Raw genomic sequence first — 24249 nt, 5'->3', positions numbered from 1 at the left:
CAGCTTGCGGGCGAAAAACAGCTAAAGCGCGAAAGAGATTCTTCTCTTTCTTCTTTACACTGCCACCTACATTCGCACTTGAACCGGTTGATTCCTTTTGAGGAGTTCGACTTATGCTTCAGTTATCATCCATTACCAAGTCCTTTCACGGGACAGAGGTTTTGAAGGGGATTGATCTCACCATCAATCAAGGAGAGATCTTTGGTTTGATTGGTCTTTCAGGTGCAGGTAAATCCACCGCGCTTAGAACCATTAACTTATTAGAGCGTCCGACCACCGGAAAAGTACTCTTAAATAATGAAGACCTGATGGCAAAATCAGAAAATGATCTTCGTAAGAGTCGCCAAAAAATTGGGATGATCTTTCAGCACTTCAATCTTCTGACAAACAAGACTGTTGCCGATAATGTGGCCTTCCCGCTTAAACTTGCAGGTTGGAACAAAAACGACATCGATGCTCGCGTGAAAGAGTGTCTTACAACGGTGGGACTTTTTGAGAAGGCAGGTTCTTATCCAAATCAACTCTCCGGCGGCCAGAAGCAACGTGTGGCGATTGCTCGTGGAATTGCGAACCACCCGGAACTTCTCCTTGCGGATGAACCAACCAGTGCACTCGATCCTATTACGAAGATTGAGGTGATTAACTATCTTCAAAAAATTAATAAGGAACTTGGAATCACTATTATTATCGCCACTCATGACATGAGTATTGTGAAGCGACTTTGTAACCGAGTTGCACTCATGAAAGATGGCCTTGTCCATGAAAAGTTGGATGTTCTTAATAGCGAAATTCACCCTACTACCGAATTTGGCAAAACATTTCTGGAGATCGCATGAACTTACTACCTGAACTTCTTCAAGCGCTTCAAGAAACTCTGACCATGCTTTCCATTGGCCTCATTGCGGCACTTATCTTTGGAAGTATTATTGGTACCTATCTTTTCTTATGGAGAAAAGGTGGGCTGAGAGAGAACAGAATTCTTTCACTCGTCGTCGGAACCGTGATCAATATCGTCAGATCATTTCCCTTTGTGATTCTTCTGATCTCAGTTGGACCTTTTACTCGTTTCGTTACTGGGACCACCATCGGGCCGATTGCTGCTTCAGTTCCATTATCTATCGCTGCCATCGCTTACTTTGCCAGGATCGTGGAACTTGCACTTAATGATGTTCCTAAAGGAGTAATTGAGGCCGCTGAATCCATGGGAGCAAGTCTTCCAAGAATTATCTTCAGTGTTTTATTTGTCGAGGCCAGATCTTCTCTCATTCTTGGTTTCACAACACTTACTGTAAGTTTTCTTTCATATTCAGCTGCGGCCGGAATTGTTGGAGGCGGTGGAATTGGAGATCTCGCCATTCGCTATGGTTACTACCGTTTCCAGACAGATGTGATGATCATCACGATCGTCGTTCTCATAGTGCTAGTTCAAATTATTCAACTATTGGGTGGGCGTCTCGCCTCTCACTTTAATCGTCGTTAGGAGTCACTAAATGAAAACCTTTATTGCATTACTCTTAGTTTCATTAAATGCCTTTGCTTACAATCCTTCTTCAAAAGAAATCGTGATCGGAACAACGCCGGGAGATTTCGCCGAACTCGTGAAAGATGGTCTACGTCCAGAACTTGAAAAGAAAGGCTATAAAGTTCGCCTGGTAGAATTTTCTGATTACGTGACACCAAATATTGCTCTTGCTCAAGGTGCACTTGATGTGAATATTTTCCAACATAAACCTTACCTCGATCAATTTGCTGAAGAGAAAGGTCTTAAACTGACGGCCCTTTCTCAAGTTCCAACTGCTCCACTGGGTCTTTATGCAGGGAAGTCAAAAGCGCTTAATCAGGTGAAGGCAGGGACAACAGTTTCAGTGCCCAATGATCCAAGCAATCTGGCACGCGGGCTTGTGATCCTTGCTGATCTTAAATGGATTGAGCTTCCTGCGAAAGCAGATCTTTTAAGAGTTACTCCGGGAGACATCGCGAAGAACTTGAAAGGGATTAAGATTGTGCAACTTGAGGCGGCCCAACTTCCGCGCTCTCGTGAAGATGTGGACTTTGCCATTATCAACGGTAACTATGCCACTCTTTCAGGGCTGAAACTCACAGAAGCTCTCTTCCAAGAAAAGAGTGATGCTTATGTGAACTGGGCAGTGACGAAAACGGCCGATGTTAAAACGGCCCATATTCAAGAAGTTCAAAAAGCTTTGAACTCAGAAGGTTTCAAAAAATACGCTAAGAATAGATTTAAGGGATATAAACTGCCACGTGGATGGTAGTGATATGGGGCCGGTTATGCCGGCCCTTTTAAATTTTGCACAATCTCTTGGAAAAGTTTTGGATAAAAGGCCCTCTCATAATAGTGAAGGGTCACTGGTCTTTTATAAGGTTTATACCCTTTAAGAATCTTCACCTTTTTATTGTCCTCCACTAAATGTCGACTCATCACCGCTCTCCCTAGCCCTTCTTCCACTCCTTCAATAATCCCATAAACGTCTCCCATAAATGAACGACGGTAAGGGAGAGACTTCTTTTGAAAATGAAAGAATGACTCTGTGGCATTGTCATCTGGGCCATGATCCAGATACACATCTTCCGGAGACTTGTACTTAGAGCTTTCAATCACCACATACTCCTCAAAACCAAGATTCTCTTGAAGTATGCCTTTTTTATTCATCTCATAGTCTAAAATAATAAAATCTGCTCTTCCCGTTAGAAGAACTTTAGGGAGCTCTTGCATTTCATAAGACTGAAAATCCGCATGGACCTTGGTGTGTTTTCTTAAAAATGGACTAAGAGAAGGAATGATCATTGATCGCAATACCGAAGAAAAACCCGCGATACGAATGCCCCCTCCAAGTTCCTTACTACCTCTTATTTCATCCAAAAGTTCATTCTCAAGTCCTTCAGAGGACTGCGTGTATCGCAGAAGGCGTGCTCCTTCTTGAGTAAGGATCAGGCCCTTAGGATCTCTGATAAAAAGAGTCACCCCTAATTCACTCTCCAGCGCAGCAAGTCGCTGAGACAAAGCAGATTGAGTAATCCCCAGTTTACCAGCGGCAATAGTGACATTCAGACTAACAGCACATTGATGGAAGGCCATAAGGCCCAAATTAGATAGTTTCATACCTATTAATTATTCTAATGACTGGATTAAATCAATTAATTTTATAAATAACAGAAAGATTTGTAACTTAAAAGAGCCACATAACAACAAAAGGAGAGGCAAATGTATAAATCTCTAGCAATTTTAGGTCTGGCCCTCATTTCTCAGGTAGCTGTCGCGGGGTATAACTGTTCTAATGGGCAGGGAGTTCAAATTACTGTTCAGGACAAATCAAATCAAGAGGCGATTGGAACATTAAATGAGAACGGAAAAATAACTTCACTTAACGGTGCATATTCAGTCACAAACGATACCCTATATAAGATCTATAAGTATGAAATGATGAGTCCTGAAGGGGCCAAGGCCGATCTTACTATCAGCTATAAACTTTATGAGCCAGGTGGCGGATGTAATCGTCGTAATTGTAACAATAAGTCCTTCACAACTATGACTTCAAAACTTTCTTTTGATGGTAAAGAAACTTACTTAAGCTGCGACTATCAATGAAAATTGCCATTTTTGCGATCACTCTCTTTTTGGGAGTGATCGCATCTTACAAATTTCTCACATCACCTATTACTTTTGCATCGGCCGAATCAAGAACCGCAGAAGATGCCATTGTTTACAATGAAATCACATGGCAATGGAAAGATGGTCAAGATGTGTGGATCATGAGACAGAGTCATGAAGGCCTCACTCCCAAAAAAGAGAATTGGGACAAGCTCGTCATTACCGTTAAAAATGAAAAGACTCGTTTCTATCAACTCGCTCCCGGTGTGAATGAATTCACCGGTAAAGAGAAAGAAGTGCCTTTTAAAGTCTCTTGTTTTATGTGTCACCCGAATGGGCCCCGAGCTATTCGCCCCATGGAATTCAATTCTCTTGGAGAAAAAATTCAAGTGGGACTTTTAAATCTAAGAATTAAACTCTACGGGAAACTCGAAAATATTAATTCGGCCCAGAATCAGGTGGGCGATGTACCTTTCCGTCATGAGGGCAAGATCAGTAATACGCCGTTGACCCTACCGGCCTGTATGAAGTGCCATCAGGATCAAGGCCTCTTCTCCAGAGGCTTTTTAACAAGACAAAACGGAATTACCATCGACTTTATGGTGAAGAATACCCACATGCCGCCTTTCGGAGATTTGTCTCAGAAGGAGCAGAAGTACCTGAAAGACTTTATGGATGGGTTCTAACTTTTATTAGTAATGAGGAGGCTTATCGTCTTTCAAACTTCGGGTGCTGTCTACTCCACTTCCACCAGTGGCCGAACGTTTAAGATCTAAAATCTCTTTTTCCAAACGATCAATTGTTCTCTGTTGGTCTGTAACAATCTTATTAAGTTGATCAATAAAGTCGTCCAGATGTGAAAATCTGATTTCCAAGTCGATAATACGTTTCTCATCCATATAGGTCCCCTTAAAGTTACCTTACCAAACCCCTAATTACCCGACAAGTCCGCCCATTTTTATAAGATTAATTAGATAAATTTCCTTGGGGAAGTTCCGATAAGTCTCACTAATGAAGGTCTTTAGTTTCATTCTAATTTTGCTTTCACTCTGGGGTTGTTCCGGCGGTCAAGGAACAAATACAACGCTATCAGTATCGCGTTCATTTTCCATTACAGGCTCAACTGGTGGCCTGATGGTCTACATTACTAATAAAACTAAAAACACAACTGCGGCCATCTCATTTCAATCTACCACAAAGAACATCACACTCGAACATGGTGACTATAACTTCAAAGCGGTTGGTTGGGACGGTGTTGAAGCATTACATGGAAACTTTCTTTGTGGTGAATCTAATGCTAATTTAAAAGACCCAAAAGCCACCGTAGAAATTTCGATCAATAGTAATAACTGTAAAAATGATGCTTTCGTTCCGGCGACTTTCAGGGCGACCGCCGGGATTGCAACGTTAAGTCTAACGTCTTGTCAAAACATCTCAAGCGTTTCAGGTTTTGGAAGCACCTGTGATGATTCTCAGCGCGGCCTGATTGAATCTTATCGAGTAAGGCTAGTGAGCTATGAATCAAAATCTGCAATTAACTCAGATGTTGGTTTGAACAGTCCTTGTATCGCGGCCAGATCAGCACCTAATGGAACACTATCAACCGACATAAGATTGCCTTACGGAAATTCTGAAGGGATATATGCCACCGCGGTTGAAACTTTTCTTGATGGAAATTGTTCCACTGGAAAAGTTCGTCACTATTTCCCATGGGGGCTTGCCTATCCTTCAAGTGATGCAATTTCGGTTGTTCACAGTAATGGCTATACAGTAAATCTTTTTGGCCAAAGAGGTTCTCAAGCGTTAGTTCTAAATTCAATTACAATCAGTTCTTCAAACGCTAATCCGGCCTTTGCAAAGTCTGGAGACTCTGTTTATCTAAATATTACAACGAATAGACCGGCGACATTTTCAGCTACTATCAATTCGGTTCCGGCCACAGTTACAGGTTCAGGTAACACATATACGGTCACTCGCGTACTGACCTCTTCTGAACCAGCAGGTGTGATCAGTTTTGAAATTACAGCTGAAGGAAATGCTTATAGCGCAATAACGACAGGATCAGGGGTCGACTATTACCCACCGATTACAGCTCCGAACATAACACTTATCGATCCAGTTATTAGTCCTTCTTATGACAACACTCCGACCTTCCAGGTGAGTAACCTCGCGACCAACGCGAACTTTAGTCTTTATTCTGATCCGACCTGCTCAATGAGTATTCAATCCGGAACTTACACTGGCTCTACTTCAATCATCACATCAAGTCCACTGGTGCAGGGTAACCATACAATCTATGTGAAACAAACGGATCCGGCAGGCAACATCTCGTCTTGTTCGTCTCCCGTAAACTATACTTATCAGCCAGTTCAAATCACGGGAGTCAGCGCTACCTCAAGTAACATGACCAATAATTCTTTTGCTAAAATGGGTGATACGATCATTATCAACTTCACCTCCAACTATACGTCTTTACCATTGACCGCAATGTTAAATGGAAATAATGCGACTATTACCCCGCAGGGTGGGACTATTTATCAAATCAGTTACACCGTGGCCGGAGGAATTCCTGAAGGGGTGTTGAATCTGGTGGTCCAGCATTTGGGTCTACCTGTTCACAATCAGGCAACTACCATTTTGATTGATTACACCGCCCCAGTGCAGCCAACCATTACCCGCAATTCACCCACGGCCGACGCTGCTCACGACAAACAACTTTATATTCAAGCGAGCAATCTTGAAATTGGTGGACAGGTAAAAATTTATTATGATGCTTCTTGTTCGACATTGGCGACTCAATTGCCAATTTCAACAACCTCTCACATTTTGACTGTGTCTGGTTTAGGGGTTCAGCAATATCAATTTTACTCAAGACAATATGATCAAGCTGGAAATGGTTCGCCCTGTACCTCAACATCTGTGGCCTACCGAGTAAAAGCGCCCTTCATCTCTAAATGGCAAACGACATCAGCTAATGAGACCATCAATCTCCCACTACCAACCGGAAACATTTATAATTTTAAAGTTGATTGGGGGGATGGTTCAGCTGCCGAAACTTTCACTGGTAATGTGGCCTCTCACACATATGCCACCGCCGGAAACTATACTATGACCATCATTGGTGTCATGGAGGCCTGGTCGTTTAACGGTGGAGGATCAAAAGATAAAATCAAAGAGGTCACTGACTTTGGTGAAATGGGATGGAAAAATCTTTATGGAGCTTTTAAAGGTTGTCTCAATTTAACTGTATTCAATGGTGGTGTATACAATCAAGTAACTAATATGGGCTCGATGTTTAGTGAGGCCCCTCAAGTGAATCCAAACACTATGAATTGGAACACATCAAGTGTAACTAACATGTCTTCTCTCTTCTATAATGCCACGTCTGCTACTCCTGATACATTAAATTGGGACACGAGTAATGTTACATTAATGGAAAGCATGTTTGACGGTGCAACTGCGGCCAATCCAAACACTATGAATTGGAACACTTCTCAGGTTACTTTTATGAGATACATGTTCCGGAATGCAACATCCGCAAATCCTAATACTGCGACCTGGAACACTGGAAATGTAACTAACATGGGTGGTATGTTTCAAGGTGCAGTAATTGCCAACCCTGATACATCTAACTGGAACACTAGCAACGTCATCGAAATGCATAATATGTTCAATGGTGCTACCATTGCCAATCCAGATACATCCAACTGGGACACGGCCAATGTAGTATCAATGGATAGCATGTTTAAGTACGCCACGGTCGCAAATCCTGATACATCGAATTGGGACACATCAAATGTGACGATGATGACTTACATGTTCTATGGTGCCACTTCTGCAAATCCAGATACGTCAAGTTGGGATTTTGGCCAGGTTGATAACGTAATAGACATGTTCTATCAAAGTGATATTGATGTTACAAATTGGAGTAACTTTCTAGTTCGTGCTGCCCTAACTGGTCAGTCAGGTGTCGGCATCACGCTAGAAGCTCCAACAGTTTACAATCCAGCAATCTTTGATTCTAATGCACAGGTCGCTCTCAGCAATAGAGGCTGGACGGTCAATAACAATTTCCCTCAATAGAAGAATTAAATGACAAAATTTCAAATCGTTCACAACCCTCGCTGCTCTAAAAGCCGAGACGCTCTGGCCATCCTCAAAGAACACGGAATCGAACCAGAAATCATTGAGTACCTCAATGGTGGTTTGAACCGCGAGCTCTTACTAAAAATTATTGAGACTTTAAATATTCACCCCAAAGAAATGGTTCGAACGAAAGAAGAAGAGTTCCAGGCCCTTAAAATCGATCTAAATAACTCTCAGGACGTCATTAAAGCTCTTTTGGATCATCCAAAGCTCCTTGAACGCCCTATTGTCTTAAAAGGCAATAAAGCAGTTATAGGACGCCCACCAGAAAATGTCCTAAGTCTTATTGACTGACGGCCAATCCCTGCCCTATAAACCTCGAAAATTAACATCGAGGCCTGAATGAAAAGAATTGCTGTTCTAGCTCTTACTCTGTTCACACTTACTGCTAACGCTGCCGTTCCGATGGCCTATCCGAAAAATCCAGATCCTCGTTTAACTCCAGGCTCACTTTGTGATCACGCTGATTCATACCGCTACCCAGAGCAAATTGCTTATTGTGAGCGCGCTGTGAATTCATTCACAAAAGAGGCCATCTTCATTTCATACAGAAATAACTTAGGTTACCGTTTAAGTGGTGACCGCGCGACTTTCAAGATTGATCATTTTATTCCTCTTTGTGCTGGCGGAAGTAATCTTGAAAATAACTTGTGGCCTCAACACGTATCAGTTTACAAAATTACTGATCCGGTTGAATCGGTAGGATGTGAAAAACTAAGTCAGGGTCTTATCAAGCAAGCTGAGTTGGTTGACCTTATTAGAACAGCGAAGCTCAACCTTGCTGAAGCTCCGAAGATCTTCAAATATCTAAAGTCACTCCGTTAGTACTGACTCTAAATCCTCCGGGACTTGCATGACTTGTGTAAGTCCCACTGTGCTCCAACCAATATTGCCTCTCGGAACTTTTCCAATCATATGGCCAGGAACTGTGACAACTAAACGAAGAATTTGTCCAAAAGTTTCTTTCAAATCAAATGTCCTCAAAGCAAAACCAAACATTAAAGCATGTACATAAAGGTGCTTCAAAGTTGAGTTCTGAGAAAGGACATGAGCTCGTCCCAAATGATGGCGAACCTTAGTGTTGTCCTTTGATGTAAGGGCCAAACGATAAAACTGCAACTCATCTTCAAATTTCTTCTCTCGTAACATCATGTTTTCCTGACTAGTTAATTTAAATTTGCCTTGTGAAAGAAACCTAGGCTAAAATTCTATCATAATGAAGGCCTTATTTTTAATCTTCACCATTCTTTTTTCCACCAGCGTTTTTGCTGATTGCTGCAATTTTGAAGTTGAGCCATCTCATTCAATTGAAATGGAACATCATGACGATCATGAAGATAAGTCGCCCTTATCTCAGAACCATTGTCACTGCTCTCCTGTGAATCACGTCAAGATATTGCCTCAAGACTCCGTTGTGTTAAGCGGACCGAACTCTATTCCAAGTACAGAATTTTTTCCCACTGATGAGCTCCAAATCTCACAGTTCGAATCCACCATCTTTCATCCTCCTATAGCCTAGTCCTTTCATTCTTGTTTTCGCTTTTAATCTAAGTAAGGACTTGTTGTGCTTAATTCAATTATTAAATTGGCCCTGCGCCAACGACTTGCTGTTATAGCAGTAAGTATTATTCTTTTGATCATCGGAACATGGGAGGCCTTAAAGCTCCCGGTAGATGTGTTCCCTGATCTCAATCGACCGGTTGTAACGGTCATGACAGAAGTCAAAGGACTGGCACCTGAAGAAACAGAAGTTCAGGTGACCATGCCAATTGAAAACGTTCTAAATGGTCTACCGGGTCTGGTGCGAATCCGTTCCAGTAGCGGTGCGGGTATTTCGATTGTTTATGCTGAATTCGATTGGGGTACTGACATTTTTAAAAACCGTCAAATTGTGTCGGAAAGACTGCAGCTCGCTCGTGAGAAATTACCGGAAGGAATTATTCCCGTTATGACTCCAAGTTCATCCATTATGGGTGAAATTATGTTTGTGGGTCTCACTTCTCCCAAAGAAGATGTAAGTCCCATGGAACTCAGGACATTGGCGGAATGGACCATCAGGCCCAGACTCCTGGCGATTCCTGGAGTGAGTCAGATCATTACAATTGGTGGTGATCTTAAGCAGTATCAGATTCTCGTGTCGGCCGAAAAAATTCAGGCGAAGGGTCTTACCATTGAAGACCTAAAACACTCTCTTGCTGAAATTGGCCACAATACTTCAGGGGGCTTCATTGATATTGGAGAGAAGGAATATCTCATCCGAACAATTGGCCGTGCAGAAACGGTAAAGCACATTGAAGAGGCCTTCGTGGGTCTACATTTGGGAAATCCAGTAAAAGTGAAGGACATCGCAGAAGTTAAAGTAGGGGCCTACTTTAAACGAGGAAACGGTTCAGTCAATGGTGTCCCATCAGTTGTGATGACCATTCAGAAGCAACCTACGGCCGAAACAACTTCTCTTACTCGTCAAATTGAGAAAGAATTGGAGAATCTCAAAAGGTCACTCCCAAGTGGTGTAGAGATTAAATCCGACCTCTTTAAACAGTCTCACTTTATTGAGAACGCCATCGGAAACGTGACTGAGGCCTTAAGAGACGGAACGATCATGGTTGTGATCATCCTGATGTTGTTCCTACTTAACTGGAGAACTACATTTATCACTCTTACGGCCATTCCTCTTTCTTTTGTGCTAACAGCTCTTATCTTTAAGATTTTTGGAATCAGTGTAAACACCATGACACTTGGAGGTCTTGCAGTTGCCATTGGGGAACTCGTGGATGACGCCATTGTGGACGTGGAAAACGTTCACCGACGTCTAAATGAGAATAAACATCTTTCCAATCCTAGGCCGGTCTTGAAAGTTATCTATGAGGCCTCAAAAGAAATAAGGAATTCCATTGTATTCTCAACCATCATTGTGGTTCTGGTTTTCATTCCATTGTTCGCTTTAGGTGGACTTGAAGGAAAACTCTTCGCACCTATGGGTCATGCTTACATTATTTCTATTCTGGCCTCTCTGTTTGTCTCGCTGACGCTTACTCCAGTTCTTTGCTACTACCTCCTTGGTAGAAATGCTGAATCTATTAAAGAAGAGAAAGATGGACTTACAGTTAGGACGCTCAAAAAGTGGGCCGCAAAACTTTTGGATCACACTTTAAATAGACCCTATCTCATTATGAGTGGCGCAACTGTGATGTTTTTCATCGCAGTCGCAGCAGTTCCTTTCATGGGAAGAGATTTCTTGCCGGCCTTCAATGAAGGTTCAGCGACACTGGGCCTACAGGCCACTCCTGGTATTTCTTTGACTGAATCAAACAGAAAAGGTCTTGAAGTAGAGAAGGCCCTCTTAACGATCCCGGAAGTGAAATCAACTACCCGTCGTGTGGGCCGAGCAGAAATGGATGAGCACGCCGAAGGTGTAAACTGGAACGAGATCGACATTGATTTCAAAAAATCAGAAAGGCCCAGAGAAGCAATCTTCAACGACATCCGAGAGAAGGTGAAATCTGTATGGCCAGAAGTGTTTGTAAACCTGGGTCAACCAATTTCACATCGCCTGGATCATATGCTTTCAGGTGTTCGTTCACAGATTGCTTTAAAGATCTTCGGTCCAGACATTGTTGAACTTCGTCGTCTGGGTGGGGAAATTTTTGAAAAAATTAAAGACATTAAAGGTCTGGAAGATCTCCAAGTGGAACCGCTGGTACAAATCCCACAACTCAAGATCTTCATTGATAAAGAAGAAGTGAAGAGGGCCCGCATGAGTGCTGGTTCCATGGCACAGGACATGGAGGCCATGCTGAATGGTTACAGTGTCGGTAACGTCATTGAAGGTCAGCAGATTCACGGAATCATGCTGAGACTGGATGAACCATCACGTTCAAATCCAGAGACCATTGAGAACATTCGTTTGAGACTTCTTCCGACTGGTGATCATATTCAAGTTAAAGACGTGGCAAACGTCTATAAAGGCAGTGGCCCGAATATGATTAATCGTGAAGGTCTGCAACGTAGACTTGTGGTTTCTGCAAACTCACACGGAGTTGATCTTGGGGAACTGGTGTCAAAAATCGAGAAGGCCTCAAAAGAAATTGAGTGGCCGGAAGGTTATCATATGGAAGTAGGGGGCCAGTTTGAAAGTCAGATGAAGTCTTCTCAGCAAATGATCTGGCTGGGTCTTATCTCTCTTTTATTGATCTTTTTGATTCTGTACTTCCACTTTAATTCGGCAGTTCTCTCGTTTCAAATTATGCTCAATATTCCGCTCGCACTCATTGGTAGTGTAGGGGCCATCTATCTGACAGAAAGGTCATTTTCGATCGCTTCGCTCATTGCTTTTGTGACTCTTTGTGGGATCGCTTCAAGAAATGGGATTATGATGATTTCTCACTATCTCCATCTTATGACGGAAGAAGGTGAAAAATTTGGTCGAGCGATGATTATCCGGGGAACTCTAGAAAGACTTGTCCCCGTTCTCATGACGGCCCTGACTGCCATTCTTGCCCTAACTCCATTGTTATTCGCAAAAGGCGAGGCCGGGAAAGAGATTCTCCACCCCGTTGCCGTTGTAATCGTGGGAGGTCTTTTGACTTCTACCCTACTGGACCTTTTCGTAACACCGGCGGTGTTTTATCTCTTTGGTAAAAATGCTTCACAAAGATATATTGATAAAAATGAACAATTAAAAAATGAGGAGTTTTAAATGAAACTATTAATCACGGCACTTATGATTCTAAATCTTTCAGCTTTCGCGCACGAAGGTGGACATGGTTCACTTACCGAGGGTGGTAAATTTGGTGGAATTACTTCCCCTATCGTTGATAAGGCCGAGGCAGGCAAAGGTGACCATGCCAAAGTTCTTTTTAAGGCCGAATTAGTTCGTGCTGCTTCAGGAAAGCTGAGCCTTTATCTTTTCGATAACAAAATGAACCTTATGGATCTCGCGGCTTTTGGAAATGAAGTAGAAGCGAAATTAGAAGCAAAGAAAAAAGGTAAGTTCACTTACTTCGGAGACTTCAAATTCAAGAAGGCCGGAAACCACTACGAGGCGCAACTTCCACAAGTTGAATATAAACCATTCAACATTGATTTGTTTCTAACTAAAGGAACGCAGAAATTGTTCGTCGGTTTTTCAAATCTCGACTAAGAAAAGGTTTTTATGAAATGGTTATTATTGTTATTAATAAGTTTACCATTGAGCGCCACGACTCTCAATGAGACGACTATTAATGAATTGATTGAACAAAATCCAAATCTCACAACTCTTAAGGAAAGGCTTCACGCTTCTGAGACCTTAAAAGGTTCTTTAACAAGATCCTTTTTACCCAAGATCACAACTCTCTACGGTCGTGAGAAATATACCACTGGACCTTATTACTGGGTGAACCAACCGTATGGTGGTGTTGAGGCCAAGATCAATGTCTTTAACTCTGGACGTGATTCGGTTGAAAATGAAAAGCGAAATAAAGAAGCTGAGATCGCGAATGTGGAAACAAAGATTTCGCGTTCTCTTATCATCTCTGAAGTCCGCAAGGCCATGGCACATTACGCTTACATCATTGAACTTGAGAACATCCTCGTTAAAGCAATAGATTCCAATGAAGTGAACTTAAGAGGGGCCCGTAAAAGAATCAACGCGGGACTTGCCACCAGAACAGATCTTTTGGATTTCCAACAACAGAAAATACAACTGACCCAGGAACTTGAAAGTTTAAAGTATGAAGAAGGCGTGGCGAAAAGAATGATCGCGACTCTTCTCGGTCAAAATCCTGATAATGGACTTGAGATTCAGTTTGTGAATTCACATCCTGTACACGGAAAAGAAGACACACTCTCACCCTCAGTGGGAAGCTCAATGCTCATCCAAAAAGCGAATCTTTTAAGTGAAGTGGCAAGTCTGGAGCAAAAGCAAGCGGCCAAATGGTGGACGCCTAATTTAGAACTTTATGGTTACGCTTTACGATTCACTCAAAAGGAACGTGAGTATCCTGATGTGGGCCAGCGGAATGATGTGACCTTCGGTTTCAGATTCACTCTTCCTTTGTTTGATGGAGGTGAAGGAATTAAGCAGGCGCAGGCCAAGTCCTCACTTGTTAGGGCCCAGGCGGCCCAAATTCGCTCTCAACAGCTTGAAGTTGAACGTGAAACTCAAAACGCGAAAAAGAAGCTTGAGCTTGCTCACACTCTTATTCATGGAGCTGAGGACAACGTGAAGCTGATGGATGATTACAAAGAAAGTATTCTGACAGAGTATTCCAAAGGAATCAAAAACTCTCCAGATGTTCTCCAGGCCAATCAGAGATGGATTGCTGCTCGAGAGAACTTCGCTGAAGTTAAAAAGAACTATCAGTTTGCAACGGCAGAGGCCCTGTATCTGATGAGTCTTAGTGGAAATTAACACTTTTACTGGCCGGGACATTCAAAGTCTCGGCCAATATTTTAATTTTTAATTAAATAATCAGTAGGAAAAAGTTGATGAAATCGGAAAAGATAATGAAAGGCCAGGCCAAGGCACTTTGGATTTCCGCTCAAGGACTTCATGAGAAAAATTATTTCGGAAAAGGTCCTTCCGCCACCACCAAGGTAATTGAGCATCTAGGTTACGTTCAAATCGATACCATCAATGTCATTGAACGCTGTCATCATCACATTTTGTATTCACGCATCCCCGATTATCATCAAAAGCATCTTTACCAAGCTCAAACCCACGATAAAACCATTTTCGAGTATTGGACCCATGCCTTGGCCTATGTGCCGATAAAGGACTATCGATTCTTCCGGGGCCGGATGGAAAAAAATGTGAAGTCACCCCATCCCTGGTATGACAGCGTAAAAAAAGAAGATCTGCAGAAATTATTTCGTCTTATCAAAAAGGATGGCCCGATTAGCATTCGAGACATTCAAGATGATGTCTTAGTAGAAAAAGATCACGCTTGGGCCAGTCGAAAACCATCCAAGAAAGCGCTTCAATTAGGATTTAACCAAGGGAAACTGGTTATTAGTGAACGTATCGGCATGTTAAAGAAGTATGAGTTGGCTGATCGTCACTTTAATTGGGACAAAAGGCCTAAACGAGCTAATGAAGAAGAGCTAAATGAATATTTACTAGAGCGAGCATTAAGATCTCAAGCTATCGTAAGTCTTGATTCCATTTGCCATCTTGAGCCATCTCGAAAGGCCGCCATGAAGGCCTTGATTCAAAGACAGATTGATGAGCAAGACCTAATCCCAGTCCTCATAGATGGTGCAGAAAAAGTTCAACATTGGATGAGACCAGAACTTCTGAAGAAAAAAGTGACCTTAGATCATGAGTTGGTCCATATCCTTTCTCCTTTTGACCCTTTAATTATTCAAAGAAAAAGATTAAATCTGTTTTTTGATTATCAGCACTTGTTTGAGGCCTACATCCCAAAAGAAAAACGGGTTTATGGCTATTTTGCATTGCCAATTCTCATTGGTGACAAAATCGTGGCAGTTATAGATCTTAAAACTGATCGCCAATTAAAAAAACTTTTAATTCAGAAGTGGACATGGTTACCAAAACAAAAATCTGCGACCTTTAAAAAGCAGATAGAAACGGAACTTCAGCGCTTTGAGAAATTTCAATTACAGTAACTCGTTAAGGGCCTTCTCAAGTAGACATTAAACAGATGTGACCTTCGGTTTCAGATTCACTCTCTCTATCTCATGAGTCTAATTGAAATTTAAGTAACTTAGGGGGATCCTTCTGGATCCCCTTTTATATCTTAAGGTTCTATTCAGCAACTGGAGCAATAGTTTTAATTTTTCTTAATCAAGAGTGAATCTTCCTAACGAACGGCCCGATTAAGCTTTTCATGAAAAAAACAAAACTATCCCATTTAGCAGTGTTGTTAACTCTGTCATGCTTCTCCTTGTCTGCGGAAGCATTCTCTCTAAAAAAGACAACTTTTTCCCGAGTTCAAACAAAACCTGCACCTAAACCAGTAGCTCCGACAACGACAACCACGACTACTACGACGACTCCTACTGTTGATCCTCTTCTAACCAGAGTATTCTCAGCGACTTCACCTTGGAATACACCCATTGGTGCTAATCCAGTTTATGAACCGAATTCTGCCGCGATGATGGAGCTAGTGAAGCTGTATGTTCAGCAAAGCGGATACTCACCGGTTCTTGGGCTCAATTACAAACAATGGACTTCACCTCTTCACTTTATCGATTCAACCACTGCACCTAAGCGAACAGTTTATTTTGATACTGCGAAAGTGGGATATCATGAAGGATTCCATAACTCAGTTGACCCTCTAGGTATTGGCGAAGTTCCAAATGTTCCGATGCCGACTTGGGTCTGGCCCGATCCGAAAACTGACGGGCACATGATCATGTATGATACGGCCACTGGTCTTATTTATGAGTTCAGCCGATTCCGTTGGGACTCTACCGGTAAAGCACTCGCAACAAGAGTGGCGATTTTTGAAAGCACGAGTGAAGGAACGCAAGTTCCATTTGATGGATCTCGTTGGTGGATGAAGAACGTTCGTGGCTCCGGGATGCCATTCATTGGTGGTCTCGTTCGTTATACAGAATTTCAATCCGGAGAAATTAAACACGCTCTTTCAATGGCCGGACCTACAAACCGTTTAAAGAAACTCGCTTCGAACACTTGGACCAAAGAGCTTTGCGCTCCGATGGCAGCAAGAACCGACGGTTGGGAGATTGGCGACAACACTATTCTAGAAGGTGCTCGTATTCAGCTGAACCCAAATCTCGATTTAGATTCATTGAATTTAAGTGCTGATGCGAAGGTTGTAGCAAAGGCCCTGCAAAAATATGGTGCTTTCATGGCCGATAACGGGATGACGTTTTCGATTTACTTCCAAAACCTGGGATCGAATTCTTATTTATGGGAACAAACTCAGTTGGGAGATCTGACAAAAATTCCTCTTTCTGAATTTAAGGTTCTTCAGTGTAATGATATTAGAACAAGATAGAAAAGATTGGGCCACCTCCGGGTGGCCTTTCTATTTTAAAGATTTAAATCTTTTAGAATCTTTCCAAGTATTGCATTGAACTCTGTTGGATTTTCAAGCATCGGATAGTGCCCGACACCTTTTAGGATGCTGGCATCAAAATCATTAAAATATTTTCTATTCACTGCCACTTCAGTGGGAGTTAAGTCTGCATTAATGGCCCGGACAGGTATCTTCACTTTCGAAGCGGTTTCACGCATATCAGTTGTATAAAAGGGCCTTAGTGCGGAAATTGATAACTCTGGTGAATATTTAAGAAATTCCTTCGAAATTTGATTTACGATCTCTACTGGAGAAGTTTTAGCAAATAAGAATTGAGGCATAACATTTTCAATAGTGCCTCTGTAGTCATTCCGAAGCATCCCGAAGAACTGTTCCGTCTGCTCAGGTGGCATAAGCTGATCCAGGTCTTTCAACGTATCAACCAAAACGATACCAACAGTTTTTTGAATCATTGTTGCCGCTTCTACTACATTTGCACCGGACATCGAATGACCAACAAGAATGATTTTTTCAGCATCCAATGTATCGGCCACAGCTTTAATGTCTTCTGCATAGGCCTTAACTGACCATTCTTTGCGACTGATCCCAGATCTTCCATGGCCCGCAAGATCCATTTGAGCAATGAGATATTTGCCAGAAAAATAATCTCGTTGAGAATCCCACCAACGACAATTCCCCATCCAACCGTGAACAAAGATTAGAGCAGTATTACCCGTCCCTATGACTTCATAATTGAGTTTTGTGTTATCAAAAGAACTTAGAATTTCCATCTAATCCTCTCCGCCGAAAATTAATTGAGCTTGCTTAGAATCCACAATTCCCAGACCCGCTCTGACTCTTTTGCCATATTTTTGATTTTACTTGGATTTAGTTTCTCCAGGTACCTAAAAATCCACCTTTTTCGGCCTAAAAACCTCTTGCCCACCTCAAAAGTATTTAATAAATTATTATCACCTAAGTATCCAAGTTTTGGGGGTATAGCTCAGCTGGGAGAGCGCTTGCATGGCATGCAAGAGGTCAGCAGTTCGATCCTGCTTATCTCCACCAAATAAAAATAGAGAAGGCCTGTCAAAAGACGGGCCTTTTTATTTTTACTTCCGCCAGCGAAAGTAAAAATTAACCTTTCTTCATCTCCTGACACACACTTAACCTTTCCCAACAATTCCCTAACTGACACTTTCGACCCCTTTCTGGTAGTTTCCGGCCAACAACCCAACCAGAGAGGACACTCTATGAAAACGATTCTATCGATCACCCTCATGCTTCTTGCAGTCTCCGCTTTCGCTCAAGCTCCAAAGCATAACTATCAATGTATTGCTGATTCTCTTCAAGCTTATAACAGCGATATTTACTATGCCCTTACTCCAGCTGAAATCGACGAGCTACTAGCTTCTCAAGACGATGCTCGCGCTCCGATGGTAAGAGAAATGGCGAAGGTTTGTGATGTTCCAAACTACCAAAGTAAACAGGCCATATTCGTTGAAACAGCTGGTACTGAAATCCGCGATAATGTTGTAGTAGAAAAGATTCTTTCAACAACTGAACTTTCAGTTATTGGCCAGGAAAGAAACGTTCTAACTCTTAAAACGACGAAGGCCACTCGCTGGAACGCCTCTTCCAAGTTCATCGACATTAAAATGATGACAGTTGCCCAAACTGGCGACGTTCAGGTAATCGAAGTTGATGGAAACAATATGGGCCGCAAGGTTACAAACCTGAAAATGGACTGTGTTGCTGAGAAGGCCGTTCTTCGTTGCGCCTCTGCCAACTACAAACTAATCGTCAAATAGGCCAAATATGGGGCCTTAGGGCCCCTTTTTTTAATCATTGCTTTAACCTATAAGTTTTACCTTAATATTGCACCAAATCCAGAATTCGCGTAAAAGGGCTCATCCAAAAAACCACTTACCCAAAGGATGATATATGAAGGCCCTACTTATTTCTTCTCTTATGCTTTTAAGCTTTTCTTCTTTCGCTTCTGACGTAGTTTCTGATGCTGTTGAGAGAGTTGAGCGTGGTGAAGAGCTAACTTGCTCACCTAAGAAATCAACAATGAATATCTGCCTTGGTTATATTTGCACGAACAAAGAGATCTTTACTTGTACTGACGGTCAGATCACGAAGACTCTAACTCTAAGAGTAAAAACTGTGAAATATCCAGGTGAAGCTGCGAAGGTTTCAATCGTAAGCAAAAGACTTGAATAATAAATGATAAAGAGCTCCGAAAGGAGCTCTTTTTTTATCTCTTCTTGAACCCATTCTTATAGGCCTTCTTAATCTCCCGATCCACGAATTCTGTCTTCTCAACACCAGTTAAGTCGCGCTTTTCAATATCTCGCGGTACATAGTAGTGCATACTCGTATAAATATGATAACAGTCCTGAGATTTTTGGTTAAGCCAATAGTCATCAAACTTCTTAACGATTTTGCAACTGCGTTTGCTTCTCACAAAAGTATCTGACCACGTCTTCATTTGTCTTGGACCAGAGGTATAGCGGCGATCAAGTGTCCTGGGAGATGTGAGGTTTTTTACATAAACCATAGGCGTCACATGAAACCACCAGTGGAAATTGTATTTACGAATATATCTCTCAGTAAAAAACATAAACACCTTCATCGACTTTAGTCCCGACCTTTTATACTCCTCCAATCCCCAAATATGCGCACGGTTGAAGCACTCACCCGACTTTGTATAATCCTTTCTCATTTTTCCGAAAATTTTCTGGGCAGTGGCCGAATTTTTTACGACCGCAGGAGTATATGGTTCCCTCTTTGTGGCCCAGGCCAAATCGTCAGCAACCGGAGCAGCATAAGAAATCGCTTTCACTGTTCTTATTGTGTTTGAAGAGTCGGCCTTTACTTTCACCATACGACCCTTTGAAAGACTGAATTGGAGTGATTGAAGAAGATCACCTTTCTCACTTTCGAGAAAACTCACCCGGCCATTATCAAATCTCACAAGATGAGGAGCAGTGCCTTTTCCAAAAGCAATTGAATGAATACTTGAATGAAACGTTTCTGCATTCACGATCTGCGAAATTCCGATTGCTAGTATCCCAATCATAATTCTTTTCATATCTGCCCTCCGTGGTCAGAAAGCATAATCTAGACCGTCCCTTCACTCTTGAAAAGCACATACGCTTCACTAGTGTTTCGGCCACAGTCGAATAACTTGATCATGTGCTCATCCGTTTTTTATCTTTAAGATTGAATCCAACACGTTTACATTTTTTTCCAAAAAAACTTTACTCCCTCGTAAGAAAATTTCTAAAAGGAGAAAGTTTATGAAATTTCTAATCGCACTATCGCTTCTAGCTTCAGCATCGGCATTTGCAGAAAGTATGGGTCGTGAAGAATGGGTAAAGTGTTATGATATGGCCCAAGGTAATGACATGGAAGTTGTCTATAAGTTGAAGAGTCATCACGGATACAAAAGTGTTGTGTATCCATTCAAGCAACCGCTTCGTCTTAACGAGCAATCAGGTTGTCTAGAGTATCCAAGAACAAGTTCAATGGTGGAAGAAGCTCCTGCCTACCTGACTCTATGTCCGGGTGAAGGTCAGCGCGTGAATGGTCTAATTCCTGTTGAAGCGACTTATGGTTCAGATGAAGACACTGTCTATTGTGAAAAGAAAATTTGGCACTGGTTCCATGAAAGACCTGATTTCATGTAATTCGAGAAACAAAAAAAGGGACCTGAAAAGGTCCCTTCAAAAAACAAATTACTTAACTAGCGCTTCAGTTGTTAAAGTCTCGCCAGTGATAGAAACTTCCGCTCTTCCGCGGTAAGTAATTACGGCCATACAGAACTTTCCATTAGCATCACCAAGAGTGTTGTAAGAGGCAGTGTTATTCGTGCCTGGATCAACTTTAATGCTGACGAAAGTTGGAACTGTAGTCTGACCCTCAACCACACCACAAAGCTCGGCCAGTGGACTATGGAAAGTATCAGTACTTGTGCGAACGTAATTGAAAGAAGTGATCTTAACTGTAGCTGCGAGAGAAGAAACAGAAGCAAGTAATAGAACCGATGCGATTACCTTTTTCATAAGTACTCCTTTAATTATGAAACTTCTTTAAGCGTTTCAGGATTAAAGGAGAAAAGCAATAAATAAATATTAATGCCGCAGACGGCTATTTCTTCAAGAGATCCAAGGCCGTTTCGCCCGTAGCGTTCTTGACGGCTGAGTTCACACCAAGATCAGCCAATTCGTTAACAACATTTGTAAGTCCTAAGCGTGCGAAGGTAAATAGCACTGACTCACCATTTGCATCAACAGAGTTAGCATATGCACCTGCTGCAATAAGAAGCTTAACGCCAGCTAGATTACGGGCCTTCGCGGCCATAAGAAGTGCAGAGTCACCATTAGCATTTACTAAGTTCAGGTCAGCTTTTTGGGCCAACATTTTATTTAAAACATCATTGTTTCTTTCTGTTAGAACTTTTGCGAACGAATGTAGGGCCGTGTTTCCTTCAATGTCCTGAAGATTCACGTCGGCACCTTTCTCGATAAGAACTTTCATGACTTCATGTTGATTGGAAGTCGCGGCCTGAATCAAAGCACTCTTACGGTCTCTACCATAAATATCGATCCAGAAATTAAGCTTTAAAATATTTTTAAGCGTTTCAAGATCACCCTCTTTGGCAGATTTAAATAGAACATCCATCACACCAATCTCTGGAATTGAAGTCATGCGACTCACATCTTCCCCACGACACTCGTTATCTTTACAACGATTGGCACTCACACACATTTTCTGGTAATTCAAAACGAAGTCTTCTTCACCACGAACAAGAATTCCTTCCACTAAACCAGTCTTGGTATTAAAAACTGGAGCACCTGAATTACCCTGAAAAGCATCCAGGTTGGTTGTGAAATAAAATGGATGAGTGTTCTTACGAACAACTGCCCCACCAGAGACCTTTTGTGGAAGACCCGAAGGGGATCCAATTACCGTAACATTGGTAAAATCAAAAACCTGTCCATCAGTTCTGATGTTCAAAGCAGCACGACCTTTCACCATACGATCTAATTGAATAATGCCGTAATCAAGACCAAGGTCCATATTTAAAGAACTCGAAACAACTCTTTTGCAGCGATAAACGTCTTCCTCTCTGATATCTAGGCCCGCCTTTTTAGTTGAAGGATCAACTTTAAAATCAAAGACCCAGTCATACTCCTCACAGAAGTTTTCTTCAGTAGCACAATGGCCAGCAGTAACCAGAAGATCAGGGGCAATTAGAAAACCACTACACATTCCGGGATTCGGTTGATCAGTAAATCTCTCACCGTCGCAAAAACGAGCTCCGCTCTTTGCCCCATTTCGTGCTTTTTCAGTAAACAAACTTTTTGAGCGATTATTTTTATCAGCAGAAGACAACCAGTCCTGAAGCGTTTTTTGCTTCAACTGAACCATACCGGGACGGAAAAGATTGCGAATGATATCAGTTTTTGCAACTGCTGTAGCCGATGAGCGGGCCAGACGCTGCATAAGCGGAGAGGCCTGATAGACCTCAACTCGGTTATCATCTCCATAGATGACCCGCGCTTGGGCACCGACAGAAAGAAGAACACTGCTTAATACCGCTAATTGAACTGACTTCAGCATCGAAACTCCTAAAACTCGAGATAAAGGATAGTAACCTCTTTTCTGGGACTTATTTGAGCAATCTTGCGCACTGTGTAAAAGTTCTTTAGTTTGACTCTGAGTTAGGAAAAAGAGACAATTTTAAATCGTTTAAAAAGAGGATAACCATGGGAATTTACGTAAATAGAACCCTTAATATGAAGCAGATCGCAGCCATTGGCTTCGACATGGACTACACGCTAGTTCGATATGATTCCGAGGCCTTCGAAGAAATGACTTACAAAGAAATTGTTAAAAAACTTCTCGAGAAAGGCTACCCGGATGCTATTGGTGCTTTGAAATTTAAAATCAACCTGGCCATCAGAGGCCTGGTAATCGATAAGCCACACGGAAACATCTTAAAGCTCAGCACTTACAGTAAAGTGAAGCACGCTTACCACGGTCTTCATGAGATGGATTTTAAGACTCAACAAAAAATCTATCAGAACCTAGTGATTGATCTGAACGATACAGATCGTTACTCAATCGTTGATACAACTTTCTCAATCGCGTACTGCGTTCTATATATGCAGCTTGTAGATATGAAGGATTCTCAACCGGATCTTAATCTTCCAGACTATAAAACTCTTGAGCAAGATTTGATTGAGGCGTTGGATATTTCTCACCGTGATGGTTCTCTCAAGAGTCAGGTGAAAAAAAACGTTAAGAAGTTCATCGTTCATGATGCTGGTATTGTCGAAGCTCTAGAGCGATTCAAACGTCATGGAAAAAAACTTTGGGTCATCACAAACTCTGACTATGAGTACTCGAAGCTTCTGCTGGATTATTCAATCAATCCTTATTTGAAGGAACACAAACACTGGTCAGAACTTTTCAACTTAGTTGTAACTGCTGCAAGTAAGCCACGTTTCTTTACGGATAAAATGCCACTTCTTCAAATCGATCCAGCGACTGGACTCATGAGAAACCACCATGGAAAAATTGAAGACGGTATCTATCAAGGCGGTAACGCGCAAACCATCCAGAAAAACGCTGGCCTATCAGGTGAGCAAATTCTTTATCTTGGTGACCACATTTACGGTGACGTTCTTCAAATTAAAAAAACCTGTAACTGGCGTACGGCCCTGGTTATCGATGAACTTATCTCTGAAGTTGAAGCCCTGGATAAGAGTGCCACGCTTACAGATCAAATCAATGATCTTATGGCAGAAAAAGTTGATCTCGAGCAAAAACTTGATGATCTTTTTGATAAGGAAATCGAGAAAGGAAAAAAACCGGATAAAACGAAAGTTCAAGCGCACTTCAAAAAGATCGAAGGTGTGGATAAGAAAATCGGAAAACTTATTCGTTCGCACTCTCAATTCTTTAACCCGTATTGGGGTGAGACAATGCGTGCGGGTGTTGAGCCAAGCCGCCTGGCTGGTCAGATTGAAAAGTATGCTTGTATCTATATGGCAAAAATCTCTGATTTCACGGACTACTCACCCAGAACTTACTACCGTCCAAGAAAGAAGACGCTTCCTCACGAATTAGCTTAATGAGTTTATGAAGGTTCCAGTAAACGCTGGAACCTTCTTAAATGCTTACTGACAAAGAGTAAGAGTTTCCCCATCCGGCCACGCCATCCAATTCCAATCCATAAGCTCAGGATCACGAGAAGGTGTATAGACCTTGATCCAAGACCAGCCAGAGATAAGTTCTGGCAACTCGGACTCAGCTACATGTGAAGGGATACGACTGCTAGCATTCATTGCTTCCCTATAAGAAATACAAGGGATATCGGCCTTTGCGGCAGTTGTTCCAAGAATTAAAACACCAAGTACCAATAAGTTTTTCATGTTTGCCCCCTTTTAGGTAGGCGCATAATAGGTTCAAATCTATTATAATAAAAAT

At 42.0% G+C, this 24249-nt stretch carries 25 protein-coding genes and 1 tRNA gene; 18 read left to right on the top strand and 8 right to left on the bottom strand.

Going from position 1 to position 24249, the window contains the following annotated elements:
* The first annotated feature begins 113 nt into the window (after positions 1-113).
* From SOO65_RS11455 to SOO65_RS11445, 3 genes are read left to right on the top strand one after another with little or no spacing between them, the layout of a single operon-like run.
* A complete protein-coding gene (locus SOO65_RS11455) occupies positions 114-836 on the top strand; it encodes a methionine ABC transporter ATP-binding protein (protein ID WP_321389761.1) in 723 nt (240 codons plus the stop codon).
* The gene (locus SOO65_RS11450; protein WP_321389759.1) at positions 833-1480 is read left to right on the top strand and encodes a methionine ABC transporter permease; all 648 of its coding nucleotides are present in this window, start codon (positions 833-835) and stop codon (positions 1478-1480) included. Before SOO65_RS11455 ends, SOO65_RS11450 begins: the two co-directional genes overlap by 4 nt.
* Before the next feature lie 10 nt (positions 1481-1490).
* A complete protein-coding gene (locus SOO65_RS11445; protein ID WP_321389756.1) occupies positions 1491-2273 on the top strand; it encodes a MetQ/NlpA family ABC transporter substrate-binding protein in 783 nt (260 codons plus the stop codon).
* 14 nt (positions 2274-2287) lie between these two features.
* Here SOO65_RS11445 and SOO65_RS11440 read toward each other — a convergent pair whose 3' ends face one another.
* Positions 2288-3121, bottom strand: coding sequence for a LysR family transcriptional regulator (locus SOO65_RS11440; RefSeq protein ID WP_321389753.1), 834 nt, complete (start codon positions 3119-3121; stop codon positions 2288-2290).
* A gap of 102 nt (positions 3122-3223) precedes the next feature.
* Between SOO65_RS11440 and SOO65_RS11435 the strand changes: the two genes are divergently transcribed.
* The gene (locus tag SOO65_RS11435) at positions 3224-3607 is read left to right on the top strand and encodes a hypothetical protein (protein ID WP_321389750.1); all 384 of its coding nucleotides are present in this window, start codon (positions 3224-3226) and stop codon (positions 3605-3607) included.
* Positions 3604-4296 carry a hypothetical protein gene (locus tag SOO65_RS11430; RefSeq protein ID WP_321389747.1) on the top strand — a complete coding sequence of 231 codons (693 nt, stop codon included), beginning with the start codon at positions 3604-3606 and terminating at the stop codon, positions 4294-4296. The genes SOO65_RS11435 and SOO65_RS11430 overlap by 4 nt, the downstream gene beginning before the upstream one ends.
* 6 nt (positions 4297-4302) lie before the next feature.
* On the opposite strand, the gene SOO65_RS11425 is transcribed toward SOO65_RS11430, so the two are convergent.
* Complete coding sequence (locus SOO65_RS11425) at positions 4303-4509, bottom strand: SlyX family protein (protein ID WP_321389744.1); 207 nt, start codon at positions 4507-4509, stop codon at positions 4303-4305.
* Between the two features lie 112 nt (positions 4510-4621).
* Between SOO65_RS11425 and SOO65_RS11420 the strand changes: the two genes are divergently transcribed.
* From SOO65_RS11420 to SOO65_RS11410, 3 genes are read left to right on the top strand one after another with little or no spacing between them, the layout of a single operon-like run.
* Positions 4622-7693 carry a BspA family leucine-rich repeat surface protein gene (locus tag SOO65_RS11420; protein ID WP_321389741.1) on the top strand — a complete coding sequence of 1024 codons (3072 nt, stop codon included), beginning with the start codon at positions 4622-4624 and terminating at the stop codon, positions 7691-7693.
* Positions 7694-7702: 9 nt separating this feature from the next.
* Positions 7703-8050 (top strand): arsenate reductase (glutaredoxin), encoded by a 348-nt coding sequence (gene arsC / locus SOO65_RS11415; RefSeq protein ID WP_321389738.1) that lies wholly within the window; start codon positions 7703-7705, stop codon positions 8048-8050.
* Positions 8051-8098: 48 nt separating this feature from the next.
* Complete coding sequence (locus SOO65_RS11410) at positions 8099-8581, top strand: hypothetical protein (protein ID WP_321389736.1); 483 nt, start codon at positions 8099-8101, stop codon at positions 8579-8581.
* Here SOO65_RS11410 and SOO65_RS11405 read toward each other — a convergent pair.
* Positions 8570-8908, bottom strand: a complete 339-nt coding sequence (locus tag SOO65_RS11405; protein WP_321389733.1) for a DUF3703 domain-containing protein — start codon at positions 8906-8908, stop codon at positions 8570-8572. The genes SOO65_RS11410 and SOO65_RS11405 overlap by 12 nt on opposite strands.
* 412 nt (positions 8909-9320) lie before the next feature.
* Here SOO65_RS11405 and SOO65_RS11400 point away from each other — a divergent pair, with 412 nt between their 5' ends.
* The 5 genes from SOO65_RS11400 (at position 9321) to SOO65_RS11380 (ending at position 16725) form a co-directional block, all read left to right on the top strand.
* Complete coding sequence (locus tag SOO65_RS11400) at positions 9321-12455, top strand: efflux RND transporter permease subunit (RefSeq protein WP_321389731.1); 3135 nt, start codon at positions 9321-9323, stop codon at positions 12453-12455.
* On the top strand, positions 12456-12899 hold the full coding sequence (locus SOO65_RS11395) for a hypothetical protein (RefSeq protein WP_321389728.1): 444 nt from the start codon (positions 12456-12458) through the stop codon (positions 12897-12899). It abuts the gene before it with no gap.
* 12 nt (positions 12900-12911) lie between these two features.
* Positions 12912-14150 carry a TolC family protein gene (locus SOO65_RS11390; RefSeq protein ID WP_321389725.1) on the top strand — a complete coding sequence of 413 codons (1239 nt, stop codon included), beginning with the start codon at positions 12912-12914 and terminating at the stop codon, positions 14148-14150.
* 77 nt (positions 14151-14227) lie between these two features.
* Entirely contained in the window at positions 14228-15367 is a 1140-nt protein-coding gene (locus tag SOO65_RS11385) for a winged helix-turn-helix domain-containing protein (RefSeq protein ID WP_321389721.1), read from the top strand.
* A gap of 221 nt (positions 15368-15588) precedes the next feature.
* Entirely contained in the window at positions 15589-16725 is a 1137-nt protein-coding gene (locus SOO65_RS11380) for a hypothetical protein (RefSeq protein ID WP_321389720.1), read from the top strand.
* 35 nt (positions 16726-16760) lie between these two features.
* On the opposite strand, the gene SOO65_RS11375 is transcribed toward SOO65_RS11380, so the two are convergent.
* Complete coding sequence (locus SOO65_RS11375) at positions 16761-17537, bottom strand: alpha/beta fold hydrolase (protein ID WP_321389717.1); 777 nt, start codon at positions 17535-17537, stop codon at positions 16761-16763.
* Between the two features lie 201 nt (positions 17538-17738).
* Here SOO65_RS11375 and SOO65_RS11370 point away from each other — a divergent pair.
* From SOO65_RS11370 to SOO65_RS11360, 3 genes are all read left to right on the top strand, one after another.
* Positions 17739-17814, top strand: a tRNA-Ala gene (locus tag SOO65_RS11370).
* 185 nt (positions 17815-17999) lie between these two features.
* Complete coding sequence (locus tag SOO65_RS11365; RefSeq protein WP_321389715.1) at positions 18000-18557, top strand: hypothetical protein; 558 nt, start codon at positions 18000-18002, stop codon at positions 18555-18557.
* A gap of 133 nt (positions 18558-18690) precedes the next feature.
* Positions 18691-18972, top strand: a complete 282-nt coding sequence (locus tag SOO65_RS11360; protein WP_321389712.1) for a hypothetical protein — start codon at positions 18691-18693, stop codon at positions 18970-18972.
* Positions 18973-19006: 34 nt separating this feature from the next.
* Here the strand turns inward: SOO65_RS11360 and SOO65_RS11355 are convergent, their stop codons facing one another.
* Positions 19007-19843 carry a protein-glutamine glutaminase family protein gene (locus SOO65_RS11355; protein WP_321389709.1) on the bottom strand — a complete coding sequence of 279 codons (837 nt, stop codon included), beginning with the start codon at positions 19841-19843 and terminating at the stop codon, positions 19007-19009.
* Between the two features lie 208 nt (positions 19844-20051).
* Between SOO65_RS11355 and SOO65_RS11350 the strand changes: the two genes are divergently transcribed.
* Positions 20052-20441 carry a hypothetical protein gene (locus SOO65_RS11350; protein ID WP_321389706.1) on the top strand — a complete coding sequence of 130 codons (390 nt, stop codon included), beginning with the start codon at positions 20052-20054 and terminating at the stop codon, positions 20439-20441.
* Between the two features lie 48 nt (positions 20442-20489).
* On the opposite strand, the gene SOO65_RS11345 is transcribed toward SOO65_RS11350, so the two are convergent.
* Together SOO65_RS11345 and SOO65_RS11340 are read right to left on the bottom strand one after the other, a co-directional pair.
* Positions 20490-20816: a hypothetical protein gene (locus SOO65_RS11345; protein WP_321389703.1), complete on the bottom strand. Its 327-nt coding sequence runs from the start codon at positions 20814-20816 to the stop codon at positions 20490-20492.
* Positions 20817-20901: 85 nt separating this feature from the next.
* Positions 20902-22377 carry an ankyrin repeat domain-containing protein gene (locus tag SOO65_RS11340; protein WP_321389700.1) on the bottom strand — a complete coding sequence of 492 codons (1476 nt, stop codon included), beginning with the start codon at positions 22375-22377 and terminating at the stop codon, positions 20902-20904.
* A gap of 176 nt (positions 22378-22553) precedes the next feature.
* Here SOO65_RS11340 and SOO65_RS11335 point away from each other — a divergent pair, with 176 nt between their 5' ends.
* Positions 22554-23894, top strand: coding sequence for an HAD-IG family 5'-nucleotidase (locus SOO65_RS11335; protein WP_407676961.1), 1341 nt, complete (start codon positions 22554-22556; stop codon positions 23892-23894).
* 45 nt (positions 23895-23939) lie between these two features.
* On the opposite strand, the gene SOO65_RS11330 is transcribed toward SOO65_RS11335, so the two are convergent.
* The gene (locus SOO65_RS11330; protein ID WP_321389694.1) at positions 23940-24194 is read right to left on the bottom strand and encodes a hypothetical protein; all 255 of its coding nucleotides are present in this window, start codon (positions 24192-24194) and stop codon (positions 23940-23942) included.
* Between the last annotated feature and the right edge of the window lie 55 nt (positions 24195-24249).

Source organism: Peredibacter starrii (assembly GCF_034259205.1).
In the GTDB taxonomy this organism is placed as follows: Bacteria; Bdellovibrionota; Bacteriovoracia; order Bacteriovoracales; family Bacteriovoracaceae; genus Peredibacter; species Peredibacter starrii.
This window is presented reverse-complemented; position numbering and strand designations above follow the sequence as displayed.

What these genes read in the sequence shown, in the direction of transcription:
- SOO65_RS11365 (WP_321389715.1), top strand. Translation starts at nt 18,000, where the DNA reads ATGAAAACGATTCTATCGATCACCCTCATGCTTCTTGCAGTCTCCGCT.
- SOO65_RS11390 (WP_321389725.1), top strand. Translation starts at nt 12,912, where the DNA reads ATGAAATGGTTATTATTGTTATTAATAAGTTTACCATTGAGCGCCACG.
- SOO65_RS11445 (WP_321389756.1), top strand. Translation starts at nt 1,491, where the DNA reads ATGAAAACCTTTATTGCATTACTCTTAGTTTCATTAAATGCCTTTGCT.
- SOO65_RS11420 (WP_321389741.1), top strand. Translation starts at nt 4,622, where the DNA reads ATGAAGGTCTTTAGTTTCATTCTAATTTTGCTTTCACTCTGGGGTTGT.
- SOO65_RS11330 (WP_321389694.1), bottom strand. Translation starts at nt 24,194, where the DNA reads ATGAAAAACTTATTGGTACTTGGTGTTTTAATTCTTGGAACAACTGCC.
- SOO65_RS11385 (WP_321389721.1), top strand. Translation starts at nt 14,228, where the DNA reads ATGAAATCGGAAAAGATAATGAAAGGCCAGGCCAAGGCACTTTGGATT.
- SOO65_RS11405 (WP_321389733.1), bottom strand. Translation starts at nt 8,908, where the DNA reads ATGATGTTACGAGAGAAGAAATTTGAAGATGAGTTGCAGTTTTATCGT.
- SOO65_RS11395 (WP_321389728.1), top strand. Translation starts at nt 12,456, where the DNA reads ATGAAACTATTAATCACGGCACTTATGATTCTAAATCTTTCAGCTTTC.
- SOO65_RS11345 (WP_321389703.1), bottom strand. Translation starts at nt 20,816, where the DNA reads ATGAAAAAGGTAATCGCATCGGTTCTATTACTTGCTTCTGTTTCTTCT.
- SOO65_RS11435 (WP_321389750.1), top strand. Translation starts at nt 3,224, where the DNA reads ATGTATAAATCTCTAGCAATTTTAGGTCTGGCCCTCATTTCTCAGGTA.
- SOO65_RS11455 (WP_321389761.1), top strand. Translation starts at nt 114, where the DNA reads ATGCTTCAGTTATCATCCATTACCAAGTCCTTTCACGGGACAGAGGTT.
- SOO65_RS11335 (WP_407676961.1), top strand. Translation starts at nt 22,554, where the DNA reads ATGAAGCAGATCGCAGCCATTGGCTTCGACATGGACTACACGCTAGTT.
- SOO65_RS11340 (WP_321389700.1), bottom strand. Translation starts at nt 22,377, where the DNA reads ATGCTGAAGTCAGTTCAATTAGCGGTATTAAGCAGTGTTCTTCTTTCT.
- SOO65_RS11410 (WP_321389736.1), top strand. Translation starts at nt 8,099, where the DNA reads ATGAAAAGAATTGCTGTTCTAGCTCTTACTCTGTTCACACTTACTGCT.
- SOO65_RS11360 (WP_321389712.1), top strand. Translation starts at nt 18,691, where the DNA reads ATGAAGGCCCTACTTATTTCTTCTCTTATGCTTTTAAGCTTTTCTTCT.
- arsC (WP_321389738.1), top strand. Translation starts at nt 7,703, where the DNA reads ATGACAAAATTTCAAATCGTTCACAACCCTCGCTGCTCTAAAAGCCGA.
- SOO65_RS11425 (WP_321389744.1), bottom strand. Translation starts at nt 4,509, where the DNA reads ATGGATGAGAAACGTATTATCGACTTGGAAATCAGATTTTCACATCTG.
- SOO65_RS11380 (WP_321389720.1), top strand. Translation starts at nt 15,589, where the DNA reads ATGAAAAAAACAAAACTATCCCATTTAGCAGTGTTGTTAACTCTGTCA.
- SOO65_RS11430 (WP_321389747.1), top strand. Translation starts at nt 3,604, where the DNA reads ATGAAAATTGCCATTTTTGCGATCACTCTCTTTTTGGGAGTGATCGCA.
- SOO65_RS11450 (WP_321389759.1), top strand. Translation starts at nt 833, where the DNA reads ATGAACTTACTACCTGAACTTCTTCAAGCGCTTCAAGAAACTCTGACC.
- SOO65_RS11355 (WP_321389709.1), bottom strand. Translation starts at nt 19,843, where the DNA reads ATGAAAAGAATTATGATTGGGATACTAGCAATCGGAATTTCGCAGATC.
- SOO65_RS11350 (WP_321389706.1), top strand. Translation starts at nt 20,052, where the DNA reads ATGAAATTTCTAATCGCACTATCGCTTCTAGCTTCAGCATCGGCATTT.
- SOO65_RS11375 (WP_321389717.1), bottom strand. Translation starts at nt 17,537, where the DNA reads ATGGAAATTCTAAGTTCTTTTGATAACACAAAACTCAATTATGAAGTC.
- SOO65_RS11440 (WP_321389753.1), bottom strand. Translation starts at nt 3,121, where the DNA reads ATGAAACTATCTAATTTGGGCCTTATGGCCTTCCATCAATGTGCTGTT.